We start from the raw sequence: 26,292 nt of genomic DNA, 5'->3' as shown, positions 1-26,292 counted from the left end.
GAACGCCAATAAGCCGAGAGCAAACAGCGTAAATCTCTTAACGTCCGGGCTGATTAACTGCGTAATCGCTGATACCCCACAAACGATTTTTAACAGCATTATAATAGGCTTTCTCGTCATAAAGCGGAACAGGAAGCTTCAGATCAATAGCGGTTAAACGCCCAATGGCTGCAGCGATATTGTAAGAGCTGTTCACAAGGGTCGCAATATTTTGGATAAGCGCTTCCTGTGCAAGCAAAAGGGTCTGTTGCTGCTGGAGAACTTCCAGCGTACTTGCCGTCCCAACAAGAGCTTGGCGCTCGACACCAGCCAATGCTGCAATATCAGCAGACACAGCGACGCGACTGCTTTTTAACGTCTCTTGGGCCGCCAACATATTTTGCCAATTTGCAGAGGCTTGTTGCAGAGCTTGCCTACGCTGCACATCGACTTCATGGTGCGCGCCTTCGGCCGTTTGGCGTGCTTGGCGGATACCCGCATATTCACCCCCTCCCTGATATATGGGAACCTGCATTGCAAGCTGGGCTGTTTTACTATCTTGATTAGTCGCACCATCTCCGTAGTTTCGAGTATTTTGATAGCCCAGTGTTGCCGTGATCTTGGGCATAATAAGTGACATCTGAACAGAAATATTATTCTTCTGCTGGGCTTCCGTAAATAATGCTCCAACAACACTTGGATTATTATGAACTGCCATGGCAACAGCTTCACGTTCACTATGAACGGGAAGGTTAAGTGGTTGAGGTGGAACAAGGTCAGAGGCCGCAGGTACTCCAACAACCTGCAGGTATGCAGCTTGAGCTTCCTTCAACGTTCCTTCTGACTGCTGCCTTTGTGCCGAAGCAGAAGCCAAAGCTCCCTGAGCTTGGGCGACATCAGTACGACTAATTTCACCCAACCGGAAACGTCGGTTAGCTGTTTCTACCTGCTGACGCAAAACACGCTCATTGTTCATACTGGCTTGTAAAAGCTGTTCATCTTCCACAACGTTGACATACGCATTAACCACGCCAAGAAGAACCTGCTGTTCAACAAAAATCAGATGCGCTCTCTCAGCACGAATTTGGTTTTTAGCGACACGGATATTCGCAACCGTTCTCCCACCTTGGTAAATCGGTTGAGTAATTGTAACGCCGCTACTATATCCTGAATTGTTATAGGTTTGAGCTGTCGGAATTTTTGTAGAACGGCCACCAATATTAACATCTTGTGTCGTTGCGGAATTCCCTTTCATGGCCGATAGGCCAAAAGTTCCTTGTATTGTCGGATGCCACCCCGCCACGGCTGCGGGCATCTGCTCATCCACAGCACGCAGCTGAGCCCGTTCCTCACGCAACTGGGGATTAGTTAGATAAGCACTTGCCATCGCCTCGCGTAATGTATGAGGAAGAAAATTGGGAGAGCCTTTCCCATCATATTTTTGAGCATCGGCAGCTTGCCATGACAGAGATGAACATACACCAACCCCAACCGTTGCGCGTACCATCCAGCCTATTTTTAACGTGTAAAAATGATGTGTGCTCATTTCGGTGATTTGTCCAATGCCCTATGTCACGAGATGTTAACGTGCTGGCGAATGATAACTTTTTTATGCTCGAAAGAAAATGTTTAACCTAATAGCTGATACCCTATTGACGTAAGGAAGCTAAAAAAGTAAGAAGCCCAAACGTTCTCATCGAGGTCCGGTGGCAGAATGGCGATGTAGCGGACTGCAAATCCGCGTATGTGGGTTCGATTCCCGCCCGGACCTCCAGAGAATGTTCCCAGAAAGAACCAATATATCCCATAGGCCGTAAAACATAGCGGTTTTATGCTCTTTTGGTTGTCCCGGTTCGTTTCACGATATACCGTTGCATCCCCATAAAATGGGGTATTGATAGGGGTGTCGTTTTTTAGGATGTGACATCATGCGAGCAGCCGCGAAAAACAGTATAAACCATCCGATTCCCAAGAACTATATATTCTTGTTAAGCTTCAAATTAAGAACAGGTAGTCTCACCGTTTATCGTGAGCATAATACAGTGAGTTTTTCTGATCACACCCGGTCTTTCTGAGAGCCGCTAATTGAGGCAGTTTGTCCAAAGGAAAAGATGCTGCCCAAATACCTTTAATGGACGATATCAGAGATTTTCTGGCATCATCAGAACAATGCGACATGGCGGATACTCTCTGAGTGTGGCCCTTAGTGAAGGTCTATCCAGTGCTGCATTCGATACTCAAAAGGAGAACATAAAGACATTCAGAAACATCATGAAGCTCTTAGTCGCTCGGATGGAATAAAGTCTGCGTAGCCGTTAGCGGGCACGGCAGTGCCCTGTCCTTAATATACTGTCCCTGGATAGGAGCACGAACCGCCATATGTCTGTGTCCTACTTGATACTCTCTATCTCACACTCATCTAGCTATGCCACTAGCAACGGTAGTTCGCGTTCTGTCATTTCATCACGGCGGAACGCCCCTGAAATCACTTGTTCAATATGAACCTGCAGACACCATTATCTTGTTGAAAATCCATGAGTCAGGCTCAAGGAATGGCGGGCTGTTGCAACCCAGAACGAAAAAAATCATCATCCTTTCTCCCCGTCTCTTTCATTACTGCTGCAGTAGAAACGATTAAGGCCTAATAATAGTAGCTAGAGAATTATCTGCTCGCTGGCATCAGAAAAGTTACAATCGAGGTATTAATTTTTGATTTTCTTGCACTTTTAAATGTTCGTGGCGCGGTAACTGTGTGAGTTTGAAATGAATAAACAACACGAAAATCCTGATTATGACCGTGTCAAATCTATATCAATTTCTATGACGAATCGTGAACTTTTATGAATAGATATGAACAAAGTAACTTTTCTGTTACTCACTCAAAATATCTCAAAAACGGCTATTTTTTTTGGGGGGTATTTTGTCTTATCGGATGGTGGGCGCAACAGGGATTGAACCTGTGACCCCTACCATGTCAAGGTAGTGCTCTACCGCTGAGCTATGCGCCCTCGCCATCCGGTGAGTGGGTATTTACCTGAGGTAGATAAATGTGGCAAGCCATTAACGTGAAAAAAATTCAAAAAATCTTCTCTTCTGTTTTTTCTCATGCTGCATCCCCAGTTTCTGGCGGGCCGGTAGGATGCCATCTAGCCTCTTTAGAAAGCTCATCGCCCCTTTTATTATCCTCTCCACATTCAGGGCGTCATTATAGTGAGGACTTTCTAGCCATGGCCTCTCTACCGAAGCATGAGTTAGAAAGAATGGAAGATCGCTTTACCGACCTTCTCCTTCAAGACGCTCCGTCTTACGGCGTTAGCCTCGTTCAAGCCCATTTCCCACGTAGTTTCTGCGATGTTAATAGAGACTGGAGAGAACTTGACGGGGCTATGTTCATCCCCCCTTTACCTTCATATCCTCTCATCCGAAGCAGCAAAGTCGACGCAGGATATGGCGTTATTCCGCGCTGTTCAGCTCCAGGAAAAGCAATCTATCGTTTCTGCCTTCCGCATACAGAAGCTGAACGACGCTTGTCCACATGCTGGGAGCCCTACCAGCAGGCCTTGCAAAAAAAACAACAAATTCTAACAGGCCGTTTCGGTTTTTGTGTTCTCTTGGATGTACACTCTATGCCTCCACTTCCTCAAAAGAGACGCTGCGATATTGTGCTTGGCGACCTCCATGGCCGCGCGTGTTCGCCCATTCTGACGGACTTTTTAGAAGAAAGCTTCACGCAACGTGGATACCATGTCCAGCGCAATACGCCTTACGCCGGAGGCTATATTACCAACCGTTACGGTCAACCTGCACAAAACCAACACGCCCTCCAAATTGAGATTAATCGAGCCTGCTATCTCAATCTCAATACCTTAAAGCCCCATAAGAAATTTAAGCATGTGCATCGTGATATAAACGAGATTTTGTCACAGACGGCCTCTTGGCTTTCCCACGATGGCCACCATCTTCTCGGCTCTATTTAGAACATATCAAAATGATGCCTCCCCGTGACATTCCTTCCGGTAAACAGTATAGAGGCGACCGGCTGTATCCGTTTTACTGAGCAAAGTTCATCCATGTCGGCACAAAACACTCTTATTTTAGATGGCGGTATGGGCCGCGAACTCCACCGTATGGGTGCTCCGTTTAAACAACCTGAATGGTCTGCACTGGCCTTATTTGAAGGGCCGGACTTTGTTCGCAAAGCCCATGAAGCTTATATTAATGCTGGCGCAAACATTATCACCGCTAATAGTTATGCCGTGGTTCCTTATCATATTGGGGATGAACGTTTTCAACGACATGGGGAAGAATTGGCTCGTCTCGCTGGAAGACTTGGCCGAGAGGCCATACAGAATACACGCCCTTCTTCCGCGTCCTTAGCGGGATCTCTCCCTCCAACGGGGGGCTCTTATCGTCCAGATCTTTTTGATCAATCACGAGCCCAATATATTCTTTCAACTCTCATAAAGGGCCTATCGCCTTCTGTTGATCTATGGCTTGCTGAAACACAAAGCTCTATTGCCGAAGCTCAAACGGCACGACAAATGATAGATCGTAACGATAAACGTCCCTTCTGGGTCTCTTTCACGCTAGATGATAGCCAAATTCAATCACTTTCATCTAACAACCACATCTCCATTACGTTACGGTCTGGAGAGCGATTGGTAAACGCTCTACACGCTATGCTTCCTTTAGGTATTGATGGGGTTCTTTTCAATTGTAGCGACCCACGCATTATGGAACCGGCCCTCATAGCAGCCTCTGAGTGTATACGCTCCGAACCGGAGGGAAAACGCCCTCGCCTTGGTGTCTATGCGAACGCTTTCGTAAGCCATGACCACGGACAAGGTGAGGAAGCAAACGAAGCCATCAGCACTCTTGATGAAGACCTTACCCCCCAGCGCTACGCCTCTTTTGCAGCACAATGGGCGCATGCAGGAGCAAGCATTATCGGTGGATGCTGTGGAATTGGCCCAGAGCATATCGCACAACTTTCCAAAGAAAGGTAAAAGCGTCGCTTCCTCGAATATGTTCTTTTTTCATCTCTAATGATGATCCAATTAGAGTGCTTAGGATGAGATCGTCTGTAAATCTTTTCAGATCGTTTTGAGTAACTTTTTCTGATAGGTAATTACTCATATCTCTATAAATGCGTCATTTTTATTCTGCATCGCTCTGATTAGCAGCTTTCTGGAAACATTCATTAGGGCCCGTTATTTCTTGAAAGACAGAGCAGGCTGCCTATTTCTCTGTCACGAGTATGATAGAGAGCCTCTTATTGAGGATGTCCGTCCAAAAGGAAAGACGCCGCGCAAGAACCTTCGTCGAACGATTTTCTGGCAGCATCAGAACGGTGCAAAATGGCGTACCTTACCCTCTAGATTTGACTCTTGGTGGATTGCTGCTCAATTGTTTATTTGGTAGTCAAAACTTGGTATTTGAAAACGTCTTTTTGACAAGGTCAGTCGCAAAGATTCAGCCTTGGGCGTGGTTTCCCTTGATGGTCAGATGACTCGCGCTCATCACAAAGCAGTCGGGACGACTAAAAAAGGGGATACACAAGAAGCCAGAGAGACCATGGAGCGCATCCTGTTATTCCAACATGACGAGACGAGTCTGACGTCAGTTGTCCAAAATGGCCTTACAGGCATCGCCATCTGATTGAAAACCTGTGGGCAAGGCTCAAGAAATGACGGGCTGTCACAACCCGATATGAAAAGACCGCCTTCTCCTTTCTCTCCATGATCCTCACCGCTGCTACAGCAGATTATCTCAAGAATTAACAGAGGCGAGAACCGGCTCTTTTCGCTAAAAAGACATAACGATAGCCAAATATCTTCCATTTATTGTGGCTATTATGTGTCATCGACGACACAATACACATATATTTTTCTATTATATCCTTAAACACGTGATAAAATCGTTGATATTTAATGCTCTTTCACTAACCGTGTAGCTCCTCACTCATCCCTCTTCAGCCGGAGCTCTCTCACATGCGTTGTCAGAACAGAATTTTGGTTCTCCCCGTTACCCTTCTGTTCGCTTCCTCCGCTTACGCAGACCAACTGTCTGACGGGAAACGCTCTTCCCATCATCCCATTGCGACATCCCATAAACATTCATCGGCACTACAGCACCATAAGAAGAAAAGGTTTCTCACCGCACATTCTCCTGAGACCCTTAGCGTCACGGCACACAACACCCCCCTTCGCCGCGCACGGGCGAGCACAACACCTGTCGATATTATCTCAGCTCAACAGCTTCATCGCACCGGCGCTATCAATCTGGCGGATGCTCTAGCGCGCGTAAATCCGTCTGTCACAATTGGGACGGCAGGTTATGATGCTGGCGCTTTTACCTCATCAATCCGTCTCAGAGGGCTTAACCCTAACCATACGCTTGTTCTGATTAATGGAAAGCGCCGCCATACAACGGCTAATATTTACGCAGATTCTGGGCCGCAGGAAGGCTCCAGCCCTGTGGATCTCAACATGATCCCAGCAGAGGCGATTGACCATATTGAAGTCTTAAGAGACGGAGCTGCTTCTCAATATGGCGCGGATGGGATTGCTGGCGTTGTTAACATCATCCTCAAAAAAACTGTCTCTCACCTTGATATGGATGCCCAAACCGGCGCCAACGCTTATAATGGCGATGGGTGGCAGTATCAGTTTGGCTTTGATGGCGGCCTCCCGCTTGGCGATGACGGCTATGCCAATCTCAGCGGGCAAATGTACCATACGGATCATTTCGTGCAGAAAGGGATTGATTCCCGCACTGGCGTTTCGGATGACCCTGCTCTTAGCCTCTCAGAAGAAACACGCCAAACCCTCAGTCTGAATGCCGGAAAACATCTGACACGCTCTCTGGAGCTCTACGGTTTTGCGACCTATGCCCACCGGCATGGAGAATCATATCAAGATTACCGAACGCCTGATATTTTACCGCAGATGTACCCGCAGGGTTTTGTGCCCATCGAAGCGCTTGAGGAGCAGGACTTTGCCATTACGCTTGGGCTTAAAGGTCGCCTCCCCGCTGGGTTTAAGTGGGACTTAAACACAACCTATGGTTTTGATGACGACCATATGTCCCTCAAGAACACGGCTAACCCCGCCTACTACGCTGACTATGGATCTAGCCCAACCAAAGCCCGCACAGAAACATTCAACCATATGCAATGGACGAATGACCTCAATATTAGCCGTAAATTCTCTTTGGGTTCCGGTCGTTTTATCAACCTCTCCTTTGGTGGGCAGCATCGGCTGGAGATTTACCATATCGGTGCGGGGGATCCTGTTTCCTACTATAAAGGCGGAACACAAGGCTTTGCAGGCCTCATGCCTGAAAATGCAGGACGATGGAACCGCGATGTCTGGGCGGGATATATCGACACTGATTTTCACCCAACACGTAAGCTGGACATTGATGTTGGTGGCCGCTTTGAGCATTACACCGATACAGGCAACGCAGAGACAGGGAAGGTAGCCGCTCGGTATGATTTCACGAAGCGTTTTGCCGTACGTGCAACCATTAGTAACGGGTACCGTGCCCCAACGCTTCTGGAAGAACATTATAGCGCCCTCAACGTCACACCTTTTGGCGCTTCTGCCAGCCTCCCGGTGAACTCTCCCGCAGCAAGCTCATTGGGCGCCCAACGCCTTAAAGCTGAGCGCTCAACATCCTTGAGTGGCGGTTTTGTGATGGAGCCCGTTGATAATTTCCACGTGTCCGTTGATGCTTACCAGATCAATATCCGTAATCGCATCGCCCCTGGTGGCAGCTTCCAAGGCGGGGCTGCTGAAAATGCTATCGGTCTGACAGGTGCGACGCTTCCTGGCGGCCTCGCATCTGATAATGTCACAGCGACCTACTTTGCCAATGGGGCAAGCACCCGCACGCAGGGGCTTGATATCATGGCGGATTACGCCCTCAGCCTTCGCCGCTACGGACACCTTAACCTCAGCATGGCTCTGAACTTGAACCGCACCCGTATCAGTCATCTTGCAACGGACGGTACTGGGTCACCTTTCCTGAACGCACAGCAGATTGGGTATCTCACAACGGCATCACCACGCAGTAAAATCATCTTGAACGCCTATTGGACGATTGGAAAATGGAGCGTCAATGTACGTCAGACGCGCTATGGTGAAACCGTTAATAACGTTACGTATCAAGACCAAGCGCCTGCAGCACTCCAATATTCACAAAGCCAATTTCATCGTTTTGTGAATACTCCTGCGTGGCTAACGGATCTTGAAGTGGGTTTCCAAGCCACTAAACGGATTCACCTCGCTGTTGGCGGGAATAACCTCTTCAACGTACGTCCACGCCGGATGCCCTTAGAAAACTCTTATTTAGGCACACTTTTTTACGACAACAACTCGGCGGGTATTCCAATGACGGGAGGGTATTATTATGGCCGCATCAATGTCAGCCTTTAAGGGCAGAATTCTCTCGTGAGTATCTCTCTTCGTAAAGGGGCTACCGTCTTTTTAAGAAACGCGGCATGATGCGCCCCCTGAGGAGGAAGTCCCCTTTATGACGTCGCCGATCGAACAACATACAATCTACCCCATCCCTGAACAGGGACGGTATGGCCGTCCGTACAGCCAATTTACGATTTGGTTCAGCAGCAACATGACCCTCCTCACCGTTGTTACAGGAGCAATGGGGCCTGCAGAATACCATCTTTCCTTCCTTTGGTCGGCCATAGCATTGTTATTGGGAAACCTTATCGGTGGGTTTTTTATGGCGCTTCATGCCGTGCAAGGCCCTATCTTGGGCGTGCCTCAAATGATCCAAAGTCGTGGGCAATTCGGCAGCTGGGGCGCGGTGCCTATCATTATGATGGTCATCGTTATGTATATCAGTTTTGTTGCGTCAAACTGCGTTGTCGGGGGAGAAACGCTGCAATTTGTTCAGCCCACGCTCCACCGCCATACGGCTATTCTTGTCATGGCGTTGCTCAGCTTTATCCCCTGTATTATCGGCTATCGCACCATCCAAGCCTGTGCATCACCGCTCTCTATCCTCACAACACTCGTCGTTATTCTATGCTTTGTCCTCGGGCTTTCAGGGCATACGCAACAGATTTTGACCGACTGGCATGGCTCTATTCCCGGATTTTTACAAAGTTTTTCTATCGCTGTTTTATGGCAAATTGCGACTGCTCCTTACGTCTCTGACTCCTCACGCTATCTTCCTGCCAACCCTAAAACCTATCCACGCGTCTTCCTCGCTTGCTATAGTGGAACTGTAGGCGGATCATTTCTAGCAATGGCCACAGGAGCTTTTCTGGCCGCGCAATCTCCTCTTTCGACAATTGCCGCTATTGGTCATATCACCGGAGGATGGGGGGTTCTTATTGTCCTTATTCTCGGGCTTTCTATCGCCTTTGCTAACGCAATGGATCTCTATTGCAGTACGTTAGCCACCATCACATTTTGGCACACATTCAAACCACACTGGCACCCGCGCGGGCTAACGCGCCTCACCATCAGTACACTTACTGTTATCCTTGCAATCTGCATTGCACTTTTCATGTCAGACGCTTTTAATGCAACTTATACGGCTATTTTAGATATTCTCATGATCGTTATGATTCCTTGGACAGCCATCAATCTTGTTGATTTTTATATCATCCAAAAAGGTCACTATGACGTACCTTCTTTTTTTCAAAAAAACGGTGGCCAATATGGTCGTGTTAATAAACCTGCGATCCTCAGCTATCTCATTGGAATTGTTGCAGGCATCCCCTTTCTCAACCTAAAATTTTATCATGGCCCCCTACTCGCTTCCCTCCATGGGATTGACGTCTCCTGGCTGATCTCTCTTGGGAGTGCAACCAGTTCTTACCTAGCGCTGCATTGGAAAAAAGAACCTTAGCCCCTCCCTGACGAGCCCTTTCCTATGACCTCACATCTTAAAATGGCATCTATCGCGACAAAAATTACCATCATTCATTATGAAACGGCACAATCCGCCGCTATATATGGCTTGCAAGATCTTTTCTCCGTCGCGTTGATAGCACATAAACATAGCTCCAGACGGCCTAACCTTTTGAGTCAAATTTGCTACGAGGATAGCCTTCCCACTCTTGAACCTCATCTACGTCATATCATCATTATCCCTCCAAGCCTTGAAGGCATTCCTGATCCCAAACGCCACAGTGCTCTCCTCCAAAAGCTGACCTCTTGGTACCAACAAGGAGCCTTCATAACAGCGGCTTGCGCAGGCACGTTCTTAGTTGCTGCAACTAAGCTTCTTGATGGACAAAAAGCTACCACGCATTGGTCGTATAAAGAGAAGCTTACACAACAATTTCCAGCCGTTACTGCTGATGTCCAGCAGGTTCTCATTGATAATGGCCGTATCATAACGGCTAGCGGACTCATGGCGTGGGTTGAACTGGGGCTGCATCTTATTGGTCGTATCTTCGGAGAGGAAGCAAGAGAAAGAACGGCTCATTTCATGTTCGTTACGCCAACGCATGAACAGTATCGCCCTTCTATCGCCGAATATCCTTCTATCAATCATTCAGACAAATTCATTCTTAAAGCACAAGAATGGCTGGAAAAAGCAGATGGAACCTCCGTAACAGTCTCCAGTTTTGCTGATGCAAGTGGCCTCACACAGCGCACATTTCTACGCCGCTTTAAAAGGGCAACAGGGATGACCCCAAAAGATTATCTCCTCCATTATATAATGAACAAATCAAAACATGATATTGCCACCACCTGTAAGTCCATCACTCAAATCGCATGGGACGCAGGATATAGCGAACTCGGAGCTTTTCGACGCGCTTTTAAACGTGCAACCGGCTTCTCTCCCGCTGTTTATCGGCATCGTTCAAAACTTTCCTAAATCAATGTCATTTTTGGACTCATTTTTGTCTTTTTCGATCATTTAACTCCCTCATAATTCTCTTTACTCTACAGTCATCAACAGATGCTTAAATTACCTACATTTCTCATCTTGCAAGGATTCTCTTAATGACTGCTCTTCTTCTTATCGATATCCAGAATGATTACTTCCCAAACGGAAAGTTCCCACTTCCTGAGATGGTAGAGGTTGGATTGCGTTGTCAAAACATCCTCAACGCTGCACGTAAAAATGATCTTTCTGTTGTTCATATTCAACATATTTTCCCCAAAGGAATGGGGAAGTTTTTATGTGCTGGCACTCAAGGTGCTCTCATTCACGAGTGTGTCAAACCCTTGTCTCATGAGACAATTATTACCAAAGAATTTCCCAACTCTTTCCATAAAACTAGCCTAAACAAACATCTTCTTAAATTGGGGTGCAAACACGTCATTCTTATTGGCGCGATGACGCAAATGTGTATCGACGCTACAGCCCGCGCTGCCTTGGATCTAGGCTACCAGGTGACGATTTGCGACGATGCGATCGCTGCTCAACGTGTCAACCAGCAAGGTATCAGTCTTGATACAACCCAAGTCAACGCAGCCTTTCTTTCGGCGCTCTCTATGGCCCAAGCTCGCGTCTTACCTTCTACTCAGCTCTTGCATAAGGAAAGCTTATCAAACGCCCCTTCGTAGGGTCTCACTCGCCTCTACCTTCTGCAAGGCATACCTAACGCTTCCTATAAAAACACAGCTTTATAGTGTTTGTGATTGTCAGGCGCTCTCTAAAGCAGCTTTTATGAGAGTGTCCAAGGAAACCAATAATATAGACAAGAAATTTCTATAATACCTACACCAAATTGTCTAACCATGGAAAATACATGACAATACTTATGATAATCAGTCGCAATTAAAGTTAAAATATCCTTTTACTTAAAAAAATATTTGATCCTACCCTCTTAGAGGCTTATAAGAGTGCAAGAAAGCGATGTCGCTTTGCCTTGCAGAACATGAACCATGTCGAAAGAACGTACTATGGCAGCTAAAGATCCTAAAGTCGTTGAGATTCTCAACGTCCAGCTTGCGAATGAACTGACCGCCATTAACCAGTACTTTCTGCACTCTCGTACTCTTAATCACTGGGGTGTTACAAAGCTGGCAAAAAAAGAATATGATGAATCCATCGAGGAAATGCGCCATGCTGATTGGCTCATTGAGCGTATTCTCTTCCTAGGCGGTCTGCCTAACCTGCAGAAGCTCAATCCACTTCAGATAGGTCAGGATGTTAAAGAAATCCTTGAGTGTGACCTTAAAGCCGAAGAACTTGCTTTGACCCATCTTCGTGAAGGCATTGCCTATTGCGAAAGCGTCCATGACTTTGTAACCCGCGACCTTCTTTTCCGCATTCTGGCAGATGAAGAAGAGCATGAAGACTTTATTGACCGTCAGCTTGATCTGATCAAGCAGATGGGCATTGAACGCTACATCCAGCTGAACTCAACGTCAGCTGACGTGAAAGAGTAATAGCCCCTAGACGCTTCTTACAATGTAAGCGCTCTCGTAACACCCGGCTCCTATGCCGGGTGTTGTCGTTTCTATACTCCGACAGTAGCGCCTGCCCCATCTTTTTCCATATCAATAAGCATAGGCTTCGCATTGGCCCTGGAGGGAAGGTCTGTAATGGCTACAATATCCTCCGCACATGTTTTTCCACGCACTTCTAGGGCTTCTTTCAGGCGGCATGCCATATTACGCACACATTGCCCGCATTGAACCCGACATTGCCTTGATGCGTACACTTGTGAGACGCGGCACACCCCCCCTTGGACGGCACTCACGACGTCTTTATCAGACAACGAATTACACGAACAAATGATCATATTTGAGGCCCCCGGCTCCTCTAAGGCGATCTTCTTTCTTGACGATAGTGAAAGTGATAGTCGTTCGCAAACAAAATTTTATCTTTCATGTTGAATTTATTAAAAATCATTTATTATCAATAGATTATATAACAGTTATGAACTTTGCTTTGTCTACTCTCATACAACGTACCCACCTTGCATTCAGCGTTGCGTCCAATTTCGATTATCCGCTATGCAGGTATTCATTCAAAAATAATCGCAGGGTTTCCAATGAAAATTCACTATATTGTCACGAGCTTAGAAACAGGCGGAGCCGAATTCGCGATTCCAACAATTGTTAACGCCATAAAGAAAGAAGGCCATAGCGTTGACATTACAGCCTGCGAACCCCGAGATATGGGGGCGGCTTCACTTCTAGAAAAAGCAGGCCTGCCGTATCGTGTTTTATTTCAAAAAAGACCCAGTATTTTCAAAACGATATTTAATTTCATACAAATTTTGAGGAAAAACAAACCTGATATTATTTGGACTTCTTTAGGGAGAGGCACGACAGTCGGACAAATAGCCGGAGCGCTCATGGGGATTCCCGTTGTTAGCTGGAAGCATAGCGCAAGTGCACGGCTCTCCATGCGATTGGGAAAGAAACTTACCTCTTTTTGGATCGCAGATTCCTCGTTTGTTGCTCAATTTTTATCGGACAAGATGAATATTCCTAAGAATAGGATTGAGACATGGCCTCTTTATGTGTGCTCCCCCAATCATAAGAGCATCACAGCGTGGAATGGCAAAACAATCCTACAAATAGGCAGTACAGGTCGCTTACACGCCGTTAAGAACTACCCTTACCTTTTGAAAGGGCTCGCTCTTTTTTGCTCCCGACACCCACAATGGGCACAACATGTCCACCTTTCCATTGCGGGAGATGGCCCGCAACGCTCTGAACTTGAGCACATCATTCAAGATCATGGGTTACAAAACCACGTGTCCCTTCTTGGTTTTACCAACGACGTGGAGGGATTTTTACGCAACCTCCATGTTTATACGCAACCCTCTCATTATGAAGGGATGTGCCTAGCTGTCCATGAAGCTATGGCAATGGGACTTCCAATTATTGCTACACCCGTTGGAGAAATGGTGCGCAGTGTCAAAGAAGGGAAAACCGGTTTTCTCCTCGGCCGTGACGAAAAAATTGTAGAAACATTCTGCACTAAACTAGAAGAAATTTTTCAAAACCCTAATTGCTTAAAAAAATTAGGTAATAATGCTCAATCCTATGTCTATGATCATTACGGTCAAGATCAATATAGCAAAAGATGCCATAAGATATTACAGAAAATCCTTACACTGACACATAAACGATAAATTTTGAGGAGTTATTTCCTTTCTTGCATATTTCCTTGCTTCTCTGTGCCATTATATATTAGTATATGAACGAAGAATAATTTCATCTTCCATATACCTATCTTCATGGGAACTATGTCTTTCTCCCGTGCAGGTTTGGTATCAAAACATGAACACTGGCCCGAGCACTCTCGTAGGGCCTTTCATAACGACGCGCCCCATATCTAGTTTTAGCAATGAGGCTGATATTAGGTTCGTGGCGTGCCCCAATTGGTGGAGAGACTTTATTCATGTCTGAAGCGACAACTGAAAAACGCAGTTTTGTTGAGAAAATAGGCATCCCTAAGCCCTTATTCTGGGCTTTTGTCGGGCAACTTCTCTTCATGGTCGGAGATGGTGTCGAAGCCGGATATCTCGACACGTTTGAACTACATAACGGGCATACGCAAGACTTCGTTAATCAGCTTTTCATGTATTATGGGATCACCGTCATGATCTCCGCATGGCTTGCTGGCCCCCTTTCCGATCTGTTCGGCCCTAAACGCGTCATGTGGTGGGGGCTTATTTTATGGGCTGTTTTAGAAGTTGGTTTCCTCGTATTGGGCCTCACTCCCAATAATGGGTTCATGACGACTCTCTTCTATACCCTGCGCGGCTTTGCTTATCCTCTGTTTGCCTATGGCTTCCTCGTATGGATTTCAGCAGCAGCTCCAACAAAGATGCTTGGTTCTGCAGCGGGGTGGTTCTGGTTTTCCTTCTCCGCAGGTCTCCCGACATTAGGGTCTCAATTTGCACGCTATGCTATCCCCCAGATTGGCGAGATTAATACGTTTTGGTGCTCTCTTGTGCTCGTGATTATTGGTGGCCTTATTGCGCTGCTCTTTACCCATGAGCCTACTGGGAAAAAACGTCTCCTTCCCGAAAATGTGTCAGTAGCTCAAGCATTCTCAGATTCACTGAGCATTACCTGGCGTGAACCTAAAACCCTTATTGCAGGGATCGTCCGAACCGTTGATACATCATCAGAGTACGCCTTCTTGGCCATTATGCCGGGCTTTTTTGTCAATACACTGCACTTCTCCCAAGGTCAGTGGCTTAATTTGCTCTCTCTCATTTTCTTGAGCAATATTTTGGTGAACCTGGTCTCTGGCATGGTGGCTCATAAACTTGGCTATCGCTTTGTTGTTGCTGTTTTTGGCGGGGTTGGCGGTTTTGTCACTATTCCTCTTTTCTATTACATCCCTCTTTGGTTCCCTGGAAATTTCTGGGCGGCAGCGGCTGCAGGTGTTCTCTACGGTGCCTCGGTTGCAGCTTTTGTGCCTCTTTCCGGCTTGATGCCTCAGATTTGCCCACGCGAAAAAGCTGCAGCCCTTTCCATTCTTGGTTTGGGTGCTGGCGCATCAACATGGGTTGGCCCTGCTGTAGTCGCGGCTTGCAGTGCCTTTTTTGGCCCCGGTATGGCTTATGTCATTTGGGCATTTGCAGTGATCTATCTGCTCACTTCTCTCCTAACGATGTCCCTCACCATTTCGCCAGAGGCTCGTCGCTATACAGAAGAGATGGACGCGAAAAAGTCTTGAAAACAAGCTTCTTCTCCCGTTTTTCAGGCAAGTTGCTCCATCAGACACCCCTGCTTTGCAGGGGTGTTCTTGATTCCAATGCTTAGATCGCTCATTTTATAGAGAAATAACATTCATCTTTTCATTAAGAGGCTCCCTATGAAATGTATCCGTATTAATGACCAGCTCACAATTTCAGAACAACCAAACCTAGAGACATTAGCGTCATTAAAAAAAGAGGGCTTCACAGATGTAATAAATCTACGCCCCGACAATGAGGCGCCAACATACCCTCTCCATAAAACGGCTGCCCATACCGCTCGTGAGGCGGGGCTTAACTATCATTATATTCCCGTTACACTAAAGAATATAAAGCGTGCAGATATCCGGGCATTCCAGGATGTTCTAACTCACCATAAAGGGCCAATTTTCGCACATTGTGCTTCTGGTAAACGCGTAATGAGCCTTTACGCCCTCAGCCTGGCTCTTGATGGACACCTTCGCGCTGATGACATCACTTCCTTCGGTCGTAGTCAGGGATTTGATCTTAGAGAGGCTGAAGCCTGGTTTAACTGTGAGCAGCAGCGCCCTCTTCTCGTAGAAGGTTTTTTTGAACCACGCACGTGGACTGCTCAATATATCGTGATAGACCCAGCGACCAAACATTGCGCGATCATTGACCCTGTTTTGGACTTTGACGAAAAATCTGGCACGACAAGCACAGGCAGTGCAGACCATCTTCTCCACTACGTTAAACAGCATGGTCTGACCATTGACTGGATCCTTGACACCCATCCTCATGCAGATCACTTTTCAGCGGCTCATTATCTGAGAAGTAAAACAGGGGCTCCAATGGGGATCGGTGCCCAAGTCACCGCGGTACAAAAACTCTGGAAAGACCTTTATAACCTCCCTTCTCTACCCACAGATGGCTCTCAATGGGATCGTCTCTTCAATGATGGTGATACATTCACTATCGGGTCTCGCACAGGTCACGTATGGGCTTCACCCGGCCATACTCTCGCTTCTGTAAGCTTTCTGATTGACGATGCAATCTTCGTGCATGACACGATGTTTATGCCAGATTCAGGAACAGCTCGCACCGATTTCCCCGGTGGTAGTGCTCATACGCTATGGCAATCTCTTGAACGTATCCTTTCCCTGCCAGATGAAACGCGCGTTTTCACCGGACATGATTATCAGCCTGATGGTCGCCACCCACAATGGGAGAGCACCATTAGAGAGCAAAAAGAAGAAAATCCTCACCTAAAAAACATGACAGAAGAGGGTTTCATTACACTGCGTGAAACGCGTGACCACACACTTCCGATGCCCAAACTTCTCTTACCCGCCTTGCAGGTTAATATCCGTGGCGGGCAACTTCCAGAGCCTGAAGATAACGGGCGACGTTATCTGAAGATCCCTCTCAACGCGATTGATGATGCCGCGTGGTAACCTACCACTAGACATCGTATGATGATGCCGGCTCTTTGATCTGGCCATCATCATACTTCTTACGACTATTGTTTGAGCTGGAGAACCTGCACTGTGATTGAAAATTTTAAGTTTGGCCGTGTCACAGTCATTGGTGATATTATTCTAGACCAATATATCACGGGATCAGTTAGCAGGGTCTCTCCAGAAGCTCCCGTTCCTGTATTGTTACGCTCTCATCAAACATTTGTCCCAGGGGGGGCTGCTAATGTCGCGGTCAATGCGGCTTCTCTAGGCTGTAGCGTGCAGCTTCTAGGGATCGTTGGCGATGACCCTTCTGCACAAGCTCTCCGTCGGGCTTTAGCAGCCTGGCCCACCATTGATGCACATTCTTTGGTAAGCTTTCCTGGCTGGCCCACCATTACAAAGACACGCGTTCTCAGCGGTCGTCAACAAATTGTCCGCATTGATAATGAGAATACAACGATCCCTTCTGATATTTCTCAAAAGCTTATTATGGCCGCCCAGCAGGTCATCACGTCGTCTGATGTCATTATCTGCTCCGATTATGCTAAGGGGGCTTTGTCGGATGATGTGCTACGCTTCGTGATTGACACCGCTCGCGCTCACAATATTCCTGTTATTGTCGATCCTAAGCGTCCTGACTTTACCGTCTATCATGGTGCAACACTTCTTACCCCCAACCGCACCGAAATGGCTCGCGCAACACACAATCTTCCTCTAAAAACCGATCGAGACGTTGAAGAGGCTTCCCGTATCGCCAGTCAACAATTTGGCGGTGATGTTCTCCTCACACGGTCGGAAGAAGGCATGTCCCTCTGGTGTCGTGATGGCCGCATCATTCATACCGCCGCTCGAAAGTCAGAAGTTTTTGATGTCTCAGGCGCTGGGGATACGGTTATTGCAACTGTTGCGGCTGTTCTCTCCGCCGGGAAAGGCTTGGATATTGCGACAACGATTGCAACAACGGCCGCTGCTCTTGCCGTGAACAAACTAGGCACCTCGGCAGTCTCACGCGATGAACTCAGCCGTGCTTTGCAAGGAGAGATGGAAGATTCCAACGTTATCGTTCCTCTGGAAGCCGCCCTTCAAACAGTGGACGACTGGAAACGACACGGAGCCCGTATCGTCTTCACCAATGGTTGTTTTGACCTCATCCATCCTGGCCATATCTCACTCATTGAAGGAGCAGCTCGCCAAGGAGATAAACTCATTGTTGCCCTTAATACCGATGCGTCAGTGCGGCGTCTCAAGGGCCCTCAACGTCCTCTACAAGACCAAATATCACGCGCTAAGGTCGTCAGTGCACTTCGTCATGTTGATCTCGTTCTCCTGTTTGATGAAGACACCCCTCTTGAGCTGATTAAAGCTCTCAAACCACATATCCTCGTAAAAGGGGCAGATTATCGTGAAGAAGAGGTTATCGGCGGCGATATCGTCAAAGAACAAGGGGGACGCGTTGTCTTAATGGATATCGTTGAAGGACAATCAACGACGAATATCGTCCATAAAATGACCTAGTTGCCAGCGGCTTACAAAGGGCCTAACCTGCCTACCCAGTAGAGGAAATATAATGATGACTGTACATTCTCTTTGGAAGAACTGGCTAACCACCCAAGCATTTCCTCTTTGGAGTGGCCCAGGCTTTGACACTTCCCGACAGTTATACCAAGAGCGCCTCGCCTTTGATCATACACCGATTACGCTTCCTGCGCTTCGCCTTATGGTGCAAGCACGCCAGATCGCGACATTCTGTCAAGCTTCCTGCGATGGGTTGTATCAACAAGCTGACCAAGCGCATCATTGTTTAGAGCGCGTAGAAAAGCTGTATTATCAGCCTGATGGTCAAGCTGGCTGGGTTTTTTCTATCGGCCCTGACCAGAGCCCCGTCAATACAACGCGTGATTTATACGGCCATTCCTTTATTCTTTTTGCTTATGCATGGGCTTATAAACACACACCGACTCCCCATTACCTCCAGATGGCTCGGCAAACGGTTCACGAGGTTGAGCAAATCTTCCATACTGGAAATGGCGGCTTCCTGGACAGTTTTCCTGCTGTCGATGCCATAAGGCGCCAAAATCCACATATGCACCTTTTAGAAGCGCTTCTCACCCTCTTTGAGGTGTCGAGTGACGCATTTTATTATGACAAAGCCCAAAGTCTTATTGACTTTAGTCTCAGAAATTTTCTCTCAAAAGATCCCACCATGCTTCTCGAGTTTTTCACAGAAGGGTGGCAGCCTGCTTATAAAAGAGGGGAAAATCGGGTTGAAGCAGGTCATCAGTTCGAGTGGTCATGGCTTCTTAGCGAATTTAATCGCCTCTCTCCACAGCACACACATCTTAACGAGACAGCGCATCACGTGGCGTCATCTCTTTTCAAAAATGGTCGCCAATACGGCCTAAAAGAGGGGCTTGTCCTTGACGCCATGACAGAAACGGGAACGCTCACAGAACTATCCTATCGCATCTGGCCTCAAACAGAACTGATGCGCCTTCTCGTCCGCCATGCAAACGCCCCGGAAACAGAGCGGCTTGCCCTGCTGAATAGCCTGTCAGAACGTTTCTTTCGACAATTCGCCCCCAGAAAACTAGCAGGTGGATGGATCGACCGCTTTCATGAGAACGAAAGTCCTGCGACCGATTTTATGCCAGCAAGTTCACTCTACCATATTTACAGCGCTGCCCGTGAAATAATGTTTCATCCTTTTGAAAGATAATTACTTCATATATTATATAGACTTCCCTCTATTATTTATCTCTTGATTGGGTAATAAAAGGAAAGAATCGTCCTTACGACGTTTTTTATTAAAACTGACGACCAGAAAGGAGTATAAAACCAGCTACCTTATTGCCAGGTGGAACATGGCAAACTACTCCCATATAATTACTATTCACATTTCCATCGGCATCAATATTCCCAATTTCACCGCCATTTTCATCTGTTACATTCCCGAAAACATCAACATTCCCTAGAAAATGTCCCATGCTGTCTTTAACATTCCCAGAGCTATCAATATTACCTACAATCTCATCATCCTCATTCGTGATATTACCTGAAGAATCAACACTTCCTTTAGTCAAGCCATCTGGAGCGCTCAGATTTCCATATCCATCAATTTTACCTATTAGGTGCCCATTGCCGTCGGTCACACTGCCACTATTAAATGCCCCTTGAGGGCCATCATCAGCATGAGCCATAGGTAGAAATAAACATAATGCGCTTCCCACCACACAAAACATAGCAAAATTTCGAGAGAACGACATAATTAAGTATCCTTTTTCTAAAATCATCTTTGTTTTTCCTCTCTAAAAAAGCAATATATTATAAATTATGGTTTTTTAATTATTAAGAAACAAAACAACTCTTCACAACGTCATTTTTCCATAATCCCTTTCAGAAGCATTATGTTCAAATAAGCGTTGTTAGATCTGGATATGCTTTACTGCAGCGGCGATAAAAATGACGGCATCATACTCATCTCAAACAGTTATGAAGCCCGCTTAGCCGCTTAAAACCTCACAAAAATGAGGCGTTTGAGAGCAATAATGCTGATATTATTTTAGCGCATGGTCTGGAAGGCTGGCCACGCGGTCCTGGCCTATAAAACTCAACCTGTTTGAGAGTCTTGCAAAGAGCTGATGCCAGCCTCACTTTGTTTACTGATCAGACCGTAACTATTATCTTCCCAATCTGCTGATTAGCTTCCAGAAACTTATGAGCTTCCTGAATGTCATCTAGTGAAAAAGTTTTTGCTATGAGTGGTCGAAGTTCTCCAGATTCCAATCCCTTTAGAATAAAGGCTTTGGCGCGCTCGAGCGCTTCAAGATCAGAAATAATTTCTGCGTAAAGGAAACCCTTAAGAGTCAGGCTCTTTCCTAAAACAGTAAAGAGTGGGAACGGAGTTGGCTCTGTGCTTAATGCGCCATATAGTAAGAGGATGCCGCCTCGGGCCATGCTCTGTGTGAGAGGCTCAAAAGATGGGCCTCCAACAGGATCGAATACGACGCGTGCACCCTGACCGTTAGTTAATGTCATGACGCGCTCGACGATATCTTCTTCATCGCTAACGATGACGTGAGTGGCTCCAGCATCCAGAAGTGCTTGTTTCTTTGCACGGGTACGCGTAATTGCTATCGCCGTAGCGCCAACCATACGAGCTATCTGGAAGGAAGCTAAACCGACACTACTTGAGGCGGCAGTAACTAAAACAAAATCGCCTTTCTGAAGGTTTGCCTACTCAATAAGAGCGCCCCATGCTGTAACGTATTGCATCCAAGAGGCGGCTGCTTCTTCGAAGGACAGATTCTCTGGCTTTTTAACGACGAGGTAGGCTGGCACATTGGCCAATTCTCCGTATGTTCCCCAACAGGCAATATCCAGTGGGGGGGATCAAGTCGACAGAATCTCCCACTTTAATATTTGTTACCTGACTACCAACAGCCGTTACAAGACCAGCAGCTTCGTAACCAAGGCGGCTTGGGAAAACAGCCTCCTACAAATAAGCGTGATTACGAAACATCACTTCGGCGCGGTTTAGGCCAATAGCTTTAACACCGATCTGTACTTCGTCTGCTGCGGGGGCTTGTACATCCAACTCTTCCAGCTTGAGGACGCTAGCGTCACCGTATTCATGGATTCTTACAATTCGCGTCATTGTGCTTGTCTCTTGTGTTGTTAAGGTCAGATACCGAAGGCATACGGGATAACTCAATGAGAATAATTCTCATATTTGGCTGTTGATCCGTTTTGCCATCAAGGCGTAATCAACCATTTAGAAGTTGCTCGCCAATGGATAAAGACTTATGTCGGCTCAAGATTAGAAACATAAGGTTTATAATGGATCGTTTATCTCAGATAGCTACATTCGTTAGAGCAGTGGAGCTGGGCTCGTTTAGTGCTACAGCTGACGACCTCAATATGTCTCCTCAACTGGTTGGCAAGCAGGTAAAAATGCTTGAGCAGTATCTTGGGGTCTCTCTGCTGAGGCGAACAACACGTCGGCAGAGTCTCACCGACTTCGGTCGAACATTTTATCAGCGCGCTAAAATGATCCTAGCAGACATACAAGCGGCAGAAAGTTTAGCTGCTGAAGCCCGCGGTATACCTAGCGGTCGTTTGCGCATAAACGCTCCAGTTACCTTTGGCATGCATGCATTGTCTCCTCGTCTTCTTGAGTACATGGTCAAGTATCCTCAAGTGTCGCTAGACCTAACACTATCAAACGAACTGGTTGACGTGGTTGATGGCGGCTATGATGCTGTATTTCGGATCGGTGAGCTGCAAGACAGTGGCCTCAAGGCACTTCCGCTCGCCCCCTATCGGTTAGTTTTATGTGCCGCTCCGTCCTACCTGGAGCGGAGGCCACCTATCAAAACTCCATGGGATCTCCAACAACATGAATGCCTAGGTTTTGCCTATTCTGATGGTCGTTCGAACTGGAATTTTGAAGGCCCCGAAGGCCGAATAGATGTGCCGATTACAAGTAGATTGACGATCAATCAGGGGGATCCGCTACTTGCAGCAGCCGTAGCCGGACTAGGAGTGATTCTACAGCCACTCGAACTGGTCGGTGATGCACTGCGCAATGGCACTCTTGTGAAACTACTGAGTGAATATGATGTACCAGCGTCACCTTTGCATATTCTATACACTCCAGACCGCCAAATAACGCCTAAACTACGTAGCTTCCTAGATTTCTCTGTAATGACATTTAGTCATAAAAGTAAATGATATAGATCAGTACGCTCTTATCGTAACCACACGGAGGTTTGAACTTAAGGTCTGTGTCGCTGCTGATGGACGCGACAGAGCGCTATCCCTTCTTCTTTCACCCAGATAGGAGTTACGAACTGCCATGTGCTTAGGCTCTACGTGCTGATCTACCTCACACACCTCATTTAAGGTTATTGGTGACCGTAGCTATGCTTCGTATAAATTCTGTGAAAATCTCTGGAAACGTGGGGCTCGGCCTATCATCCAGTCACGCCAAAATGATCTTGAAATCACTTCTCCAAGATGAAACCTACAGACACCACCATCTAGTTGAAAATTTATGGGCAAAGATCAAGGAATGGTAAACTGTCGTAATCCGATATAAAAAGACCGCATCGTCCTCTTTCTTTGTTATCTTTATTGCAGACGTAGAAGATGAAATAAAAGTATATCTTTTTATTTATCTACAATATACATATATACATCAATAAAATAATTATGATACATTAGACTTTAAAGTATAACTTTCCTCTTCATCTAGAGGGAGTAAGTATAATGAAAGCGTCATTTCTGACAGGATGTGGCTCCGTCTTGCTCCTCCGATTGACGAATATCGTCCCAAAAGCAGGGAAGCTCCACATGATCTGAGACGAACTATTTCAGCCATTTTCTGGCGTCATCAAAATGGCACGAAATGGCGTGCCATTCCTTCTGAACTGGGGCCTTGGTGGCTAGCAGAAGCTGTTTCGTCGTCTCAGCGAAGCTGATCCCGCCTTGGGTATGGTGTGTTTTGATGGCACTATCATACGTGTCCATCACAAAGCAGCCGGGGCCGCAAAAAGGGGGAACAGAGGGCGATCAGGAACGTGTCAGGGCCTGAGACGCTCACGCGGTGATTTGGGGATCAAAAGTCTGCGTAGCGTCGGATGAGCACGGGAAAGCTTTGGCTTTTACCTTTTCTCTGGCCAGGCTCATGAGCTGCCGCAGGCCCGTGACCTTTTTGATCAATAGTCCCAGCTCCCAACCTATCTATTTTGTGACAGAGGATATGCCTAAATGCTTCAACAGCATAAGTGCATCCCTGTCATTCCTCCGGCAATTCCCTTGCCACTGCCCACGATGGGCATACCGAAACAGACATGTGGTGGAAAATCTCTGGGTAAGTCTCAAGGAATGGATAGCGGTGGCAACACGCTATGATAAAACAGCTTCATCTTTCATATCCGTGCTCTACATCGCTGCTTCAGTTGATTATCTCAAATCCTAACAGGGCTCAGACGATGTACTCTACCATAATGATGAGAGCTTCCCGTTATGATGTGGGATAATGAGAATGAACGGTAAGAGATTCGGTATTTTTCTAAGAAACCTCGACAGCTAATACGATAACGACAGAATCAACCAAAAAGGGCCTCTATGAGGGCCTCGCGAAAATGATTAATTCTTTTTTCAGCTATTTTCTGGGGAATATAGAGAACCCGCTGGCGGAGGGGATGGGATTCGAACCCACGATACGGGAGTTACCCGTATAACGGTTTAGCAAACCGAATACAGACAAGTAATGAAAATTGTTTGGCTGTATTCTGCCGTTTTTAGAATCAAATAACTCCCATATCTGCCATAAAAACAGTCTCCCTCCCCACAAAATCCCCCACAGCTAAAGGTCGCTTTGAAGCTGAACCCTTTCTTGTTCTTCGATGGTCAAATAGCCCAAATAACTATGTTCCGTCACCTTCACAGAACTATGTCCTAAATGACGTGACAACGCATAAAGACTACCACCATTTTTAAGCCAGCGGATCGCAAAAGCGTGCCGCAATGAGTGAACATTAAAGCGCTTATATTCCGGGTTGGCCTTTACCATACGGCGCATCAGTTGTCCGTGGTTTGATGAGAAATTAGCAAACGCTTCTCCTGTATCACCACTCCGATATAGAAGCCCTTCCTTTTCGCCAGCTAAAATAGCATCAGTTGCATTGCCCCCATATGTTTCCCACGATAATGCACGAGGGCGGTTGCTTTTAGTGCGTGTCAGAAGAATTTGCCGTTTTTCATAATCAATTTGAAATGCCTCTAAAGTGACAGCTTCCTCCATTCTCATTCCCGTCTGGGACAGTATTCTTAAAATACCGGCCATACCGGGAGATGCTTCTGCAATAGCCTGTGCAACCTCGCGTTCTGTAGGGGGACGCTTAGGCTCCCTTTTTTCCCTAACAATAGACCGATCATAAGACTGAACAGGGTTGTCACATCTCCATCCAATGGCACAACAAAAGGACATAAGACGAGAAAGTGCTGTTAGGTCTCTCCTAATCGTAGCATTAGAGATTTCTTTCTTAGCTCCTTCTGTATTATTTCTTCCCCTCTGCCCTGTATCCTTACGCCAGTTCACCCACTCGGCGATGTCTTTCGTCGTTATTTTCTCCAAAAGCAAATCTCCAAACAGCGGATCAAAATTTCGGATGCTTGATAAATACCGTTTTGAGACAGAAGGCTTAACGCCATCAAGGCCTTTTTGCATCCACAGAACAACGGCTGCTTTCCATGATTGCTCGCCTTCAAATCCAGAGGCCTTTCGAGTTAGTTCCTCCTTTAATTGTTCAACCCGCTTCGCTGCTTTCCTCGCATCATCTGTGCGTAAGCTGCATCTGTGTCTGACGCCTGAAACGACGATTTCAGCCCACCACGTTTTACCGCGTTTGAAGCAATTCGCTGGCTTTTTATAACGCTTTCCTGATGAGGTGACCGACACAGATTTGCTTCCTCTCTTTCTTTAATCCACTGATCCACACGTGAGACGCTAAACCTCCAGCGCCTTCCAATTTTGGTTGCGGGTATTCGTCTTTGTTGCGCTAACTTGATGATCGTGCTGGAAGGGATGCCGGTAAAATTGGCAATAACCTCAGCGCCAACTCGCTGCTCAGGCGTCGCTGTCATTCTCCGCCCTCCTGTTCTTGCAAATCATCAGAGCGTGCACCGCATGTATCGCAAATCAACGGTTTCTCTTCGCAATGAGAACAAGGGGCACAAACATGACAGGAACAATGCTCAGACACTAGGAAATATCTTGTCCCATCGCATCCCATTACCTCACAGCTATCAATATCTACTCTCATCCCCGCCTCCATTTCTTCCAGAACACGACCGCGATCTTCCACGGCCAGAACAGCATTGTTGTCAGTGTTGGGATGCCCCCTCGCGGGCAGTTAGGGCGGAAACGGCGCTCTCGATGTCTGACGTAGAGGCCCATTCCGCAATAAATATTCATTGATAGAAGTATGGCATGAAAGATATTCATCACATGCCCTCCGCAAGGTTGTATACCTTGTCAAGCAAGTAACTAAACTCGCTTCGGTCTTGCGTTTCAAAAGCACGCATCAAATCAGCGACCAGTTCATTGCCCGTTACATCACATGGTTTTGCTGGAGGTAGATTGAGTTTGCGACTCACGACTTCTTCCAGCAGATATTTATCATCGACCTGACTAATGGCGTCGTCTGCGTCTATCTCGGCTTGAAC

At 46.8% G+C, this 26,292-nt stretch carries 21 protein-coding genes, 2 tRNA genes and 2 pseudogenes; 15 read left to right on the top strand and 10 right to left on the bottom strand.

From position 1 onward, the window contains the following. Positions 1-37: 37 nt before the first annotated feature. Entirely contained in the window at positions 38-1,525 is a 1,488-nt protein-coding gene (locus tag GS535_RS01670; protein ID WP_202401603.1) for a TolC family outer membrane protein, read from the bottom strand. Positions 1,526-1,679: 154 nt separating this feature from the next. On the opposite strand from GS535_RS01670, the gene GS535_RS01665 reads away from it, so the two are divergent. Continuing rightward, positions 1,680-1,753: transfer RNA gene (locus GS535_RS01665), tRNA-Cys, on the top strand. Between the two features lie 1,159 nt (positions 1,754-2,912). Here GS535_RS01665 and GS535_RS01660 read toward each other — a convergent pair. Continuing rightward, positions 2,913-2,987: transfer RNA gene (locus GS535_RS01660), tRNA-Val, on the bottom strand. A 39-nt stretch (positions 2,988-3,026) separates the two neighbouring features. Between GS535_RS01660 and GS535_RS01655 the strand changes: the two genes are divergently transcribed. The 7 genes from GS535_RS01655 to bfr all read left to right on the top strand — a co-directional run bounded on the left by GS535_RS01655 (position 3,027) and on the right by bfr (position 12,362). Next, positions 3,027-3,956, top strand: coding sequence for an N-formylglutamate amidohydrolase (locus GS535_RS01655; protein ID WP_160792085.1), 930 nt, complete (start codon positions 3,027-3,029; stop codon positions 3,954-3,956). Between the two features lie 93 nt (positions 3,957-4,049). Next, a complete protein-coding gene (locus tag GS535_RS01650) occupies positions 4,050-4,985 on the top strand; it encodes a homocysteine S-methyltransferase family protein (protein WP_160792086.1) in 936 nt (311 codons plus the stop codon). Between the two features lie 984 nt (positions 4,986-5,969). Further along, positions 5,970-8,417 (top strand): TonB-dependent siderophore receptor, encoded by a 2,448-nt coding sequence (locus tag GS535_RS01640; protein ID WP_237442164.1) that lies wholly within the window; start codon positions 5,970-5,972, stop codon positions 8,415-8,417. Positions 8,418-8,514: 97 nt separating this feature from the next. Further along, the gene (locus tag GS535_RS01635; RefSeq protein WP_160792087.1) at positions 8,515-9,861 is read left to right on the top strand and encodes a cytosine permease; all 1,347 of its coding nucleotides are present in this window, start codon (positions 8,515-8,517) and stop codon (positions 9,859-9,861) included. 24 nt (positions 9,862-9,885) lie between these two features. Beyond that, the gene (locus GS535_RS01630) at positions 9,886-10,839 is read left to right on the top strand and encodes a GlxA family transcriptional regulator (RefSeq protein ID WP_160792088.1); all 954 of its coding nucleotides are present in this window, start codon (positions 9,886-9,888) and stop codon (positions 10,837-10,839) included. Between the two features lie 128 nt (positions 10,840-10,967). Further along, a complete protein-coding gene (locus GS535_RS01625) occupies positions 10,968-11,534 on the top strand; it encodes a cysteine hydrolase family protein (protein WP_160792089.1) in 567 nt (188 codons plus the stop codon). Positions 11,535-11,873: 339 nt separating this feature from the next. After that, positions 11,874-12,362 carry a bacterioferritin gene (gene bfr / locus GS535_RS01620; RefSeq protein WP_160792090.1) on the top strand — a complete coding sequence of 163 codons (489 nt, stop codon included), beginning with the start codon at positions 11,874-11,876 and terminating at the stop codon, positions 12,360-12,362. Positions 12,363-12,433: 71 nt separating this feature from the next. Here bfr and GS535_RS11105 read toward each other — a convergent pair whose 3' ends face one another. Next, positions 12,434-12,718, bottom strand: a complete 285-nt coding sequence (locus tag GS535_RS11105) for a bacterioferritin-associated ferredoxin (protein WP_160792091.1) — start codon at positions 12,716-12,718, stop codon at positions 12,434-12,436. Between the two features lie 252 nt (positions 12,719-12,970). On the opposite strand from GS535_RS11105, the gene GS535_RS01610 reads away from it, so the two are divergent. The 5 genes from GS535_RS01610 to GS535_RS01590 all read left to right on the top strand — a co-directional run bounded on the left by GS535_RS01610 (position 12,971) and on the right by GS535_RS01590 (position 19,777). Continuing rightward, positions 12,971-14,062 carry a glycosyltransferase gene (locus GS535_RS01610; protein ID WP_160792092.1) on the top strand — a complete coding sequence of 364 codons (1,092 nt, stop codon included), beginning with the start codon at positions 12,971-12,973 and terminating at the stop codon, positions 14,060-14,062. A 269-nt stretch (positions 14,063-14,331) separates the two neighbouring features. Continuing rightward, on the top strand, positions 14,332-15,621 hold the full coding sequence (locus tag GS535_RS01605) for an MFS transporter (RefSeq protein WP_160792093.1): 1,290 nt from the start codon (positions 14,332-14,334) through the stop codon (positions 15,619-15,621). A gap of 138 nt (positions 15,622-15,759) precedes the next feature. Then, a complete protein-coding gene (gene blh / locus GS535_RS01600; protein ID WP_160792094.1) occupies positions 15,760-17,055 on the top strand; it encodes a bifunctional sulfur transferase/dioxygenase Blh in 1,296 nt (431 codons plus the stop codon). A gap of 93 nt (positions 17,056-17,148) precedes the next feature. After that, entirely contained in the window at positions 17,149-18,576 is a 1,428-nt protein-coding gene (gene rfaE2 / locus GS535_RS01595) for a D-glycero-beta-D-manno-heptose 1-phosphate adenylyltransferase (protein ID WP_160792095.1), read from the top strand. A 52-nt stretch (positions 18,577-18,628) separates the two neighbouring features. Further along, positions 18,629-19,777, top strand: a complete 1,149-nt coding sequence (locus tag GS535_RS01590) for an AGE family epimerase/isomerase (protein WP_160792096.1) — start codon at positions 18,629-18,631, stop codon at positions 19,775-19,777. An 88-nt stretch (positions 19,778-19,865) separates the two neighbouring features. Here GS535_RS01590 and GS535_RS01585 read toward each other — a convergent pair whose 3' ends face one another. From GS535_RS01585 to GS535_RS11090, 4 genes and pseudogenes are all read right to left on the bottom strand, one after another. Continuing rightward, on the bottom strand, positions 19,866-20,351 hold the full coding sequence (locus GS535_RS01585) for a hypothetical protein (protein WP_160792097.1): 486 nt from the start codon (positions 20,349-20,351) through the stop codon (positions 19,866-19,868). A 373-nt stretch (positions 20,352-20,724) separates the two neighbouring features. After that, a complete protein-coding gene (locus tag GS535_RS11100; protein WP_237442163.1) occupies positions 20,725-21,213 on the bottom strand; it encodes a zinc-binding dehydrogenase in 489 nt (162 codons plus the stop codon). 163 nt (positions 21,214-21,376) lie between these two features. Beyond that, positions 21,377-21,490, bottom strand: a pseudogene (locus tag GS535_RS11095) (hypothetical protein); the annotation flags it as partial. 63 nt (positions 21,491-21,553) lie between these two features. Next, positions 21,554-21,715, bottom strand: a complete 162-nt coding sequence (locus tag GS535_RS11090; RefSeq protein WP_237442162.1) for a hypothetical protein — start codon at positions 21,713-21,715, stop codon at positions 21,554-21,556. Between the two features lie 134 nt (positions 21,716-21,849). Here GS535_RS11090 and GS535_RS01575 point away from each other — a divergent pair, with 134 nt between their 5' ends. Next, a complete protein-coding gene (locus tag GS535_RS01575; RefSeq protein ID WP_202401605.1) occupies positions 21,850-22,791 on the top strand; it encodes a LysR family transcriptional regulator in 942 nt (313 codons plus the stop codon). A gap of 560 nt (positions 22,792-23,351) precedes the next feature. Continuing rightward, positions 23,352-24,040 (top strand): annotated as a pseudogene (locus tag GS535_RS11260) (IS5 family transposase). A 390-nt stretch (positions 24,041-24,430) separates the two neighbouring features. On the opposite strand, the gene GS535_RS01565 reads toward GS535_RS11260, so the two are convergent. From GS535_RS01565 to GS535_RS01555, 3 genes are all read right to left on the bottom strand, one after another. Then, complete coding sequence (locus GS535_RS01565) at positions 24,431-25,294, bottom strand: tyrosine-type recombinase/integrase (protein ID WP_160792098.1); 864 nt, start codon at positions 25,292-25,294, stop codon at positions 24,431-24,433. 71 nt (positions 25,295-25,365) lie between these two features. Then, positions 25,366-25,710, bottom strand: coding sequence for a helix-turn-helix domain-containing protein (locus GS535_RS01560; protein ID WP_160792099.1), 345 nt, complete (start codon positions 25,708-25,710; stop codon positions 25,366-25,368). 360 nt (positions 25,711-26,070) lie between these two features. Continuing rightward, positions 26,071-26,292, bottom strand: a 222-nt coding sequence (locus GS535_RS01555; RefSeq protein ID WP_160792392.1) for a hypothetical protein, incomplete at its 5' end; no start/stop codon positions are given.

It is taken from the genome of Saccharibacter sp. EH611, assembly GCF_009834765.1.
Taxonomy (GTDB): Bacteria; Pseudomonadota; Alphaproteobacteria; order Acetobacterales; family Acetobacteraceae; genus Saccharibacter.
The sequence above is the reverse complement of the archived record's forward strand: the minus strand, read 5'-3'. Positions and strand labels throughout refer to the sequence as shown.

Coding starts and splice junctions, on each gene's coding strand:
- GS535_RS01670 (WP_202401603.1), bottom strand. CDS start 1,525: ATGAGCACACATCATTTTTACACGTTAAAAATAGGCTGGATGGTACGC.
- GS535_RS01655 (WP_160792085.1), top strand. CDS start 3,027: ATGTGGCAAGCCATTAACGTGAAAAAAATTCAAAAAATCTTCTCTTCT.
- GS535_RS01650 (WP_160792086.1), top strand. CDS start 4,050: ATGTCGGCACAAAACACTCTTATTTTAGATGGCGGTATGGGCCGCGAA.
- GS535_RS01640 (WP_237442164.1), top strand. CDS start 5,970: ATGCGTTGTCAGAACAGAATTTTGGTTCTCCCCGTTACCCTTCTGTTC.
- GS535_RS01635 (WP_160792087.1), top strand. CDS start 8,515: ATGACGTCGCCGATCGAACAACATACAATCTACCCCATCCCTGAACAG.
- GS535_RS01630 (WP_160792088.1), top strand. CDS start 9,886: ATGACCTCACATCTTAAAATGGCATCTATCGCGACAAAAATTACCATC.
- GS535_RS01625 (WP_160792089.1), top strand. CDS start 10,968: ATGACTGCTCTTCTTCTTATCGATATCCAGAATGATTACTTCCCAAAC.
- bfr (WP_160792090.1), top strand. CDS start 11,874: ATGGCAGCTAAAGATCCTAAAGTCGTTGAGATTCTCAACGTCCAGCTT.
- GS535_RS11105 (WP_160792091.1), bottom strand. CDS start 12,718: ATGATCATTTGTTCGTGTAATTCGTTGTCTGATAAAGACGTCGTGAGT.
- GS535_RS01610 (WP_160792092.1), top strand. CDS start 12,971: ATGAAAATTCACTATATTGTCACGAGCTTAGAAACAGGCGGAGCCGAA.
- GS535_RS01605 (WP_160792093.1), top strand. CDS start 14,332: ATGTCTGAAGCGACAACTGAAAAACGCAGTTTTGTTGAGAAAATAGGC.
- blh (WP_160792094.1), top strand. CDS start 15,760: ATGAAATGTATCCGTATTAATGACCAGCTCACAATTTCAGAACAACCA.
- GS535_RS01590 (WP_160792096.1), top strand. CDS start 18,629: ATGATGACTGTACATTCTCTTTGGAAGAACTGGCTAACCACCCAAGCA.
- GS535_RS01585 (WP_160792097.1), bottom strand. CDS start 20,351: ATGATTTTAGAAAAAGGATACTTAATTATGTCGTTCTCTCGAAATTTT.
- GS535_RS11100 (WP_237442163.1), bottom strand. CDS start 21,213: ATGGTTGGCGCTACGGCGATAGCAATTACGCGTACCCGTGCAAAGAAA.
- GS535_RS11090 (WP_237442162.1), bottom strand. CDS start 21,715: ATGACGCGAATTGTAAGAATCCATGAATACGGTGACGCTAGCGTCCTC.
- GS535_RS01575 (WP_202401605.1), top strand. CDS start 21,850: ATGGATAAAGACTTATGTCGGCTCAAGATTAGAAACATAAGGTTTATA.
- GS535_RS01565 (WP_160792098.1), bottom strand. CDS start 25,294: ATGCAAAAAGGCCTTGATGGCGTTAAGCCTTCTGTCTCAAAACGGTAT.
- GS535_RS01560 (WP_160792099.1), bottom strand. CDS start 25,710: ATGACAGCGACGCCTGAGCAGCGAGTTGGCGCTGAGGTTATTGCCAAT.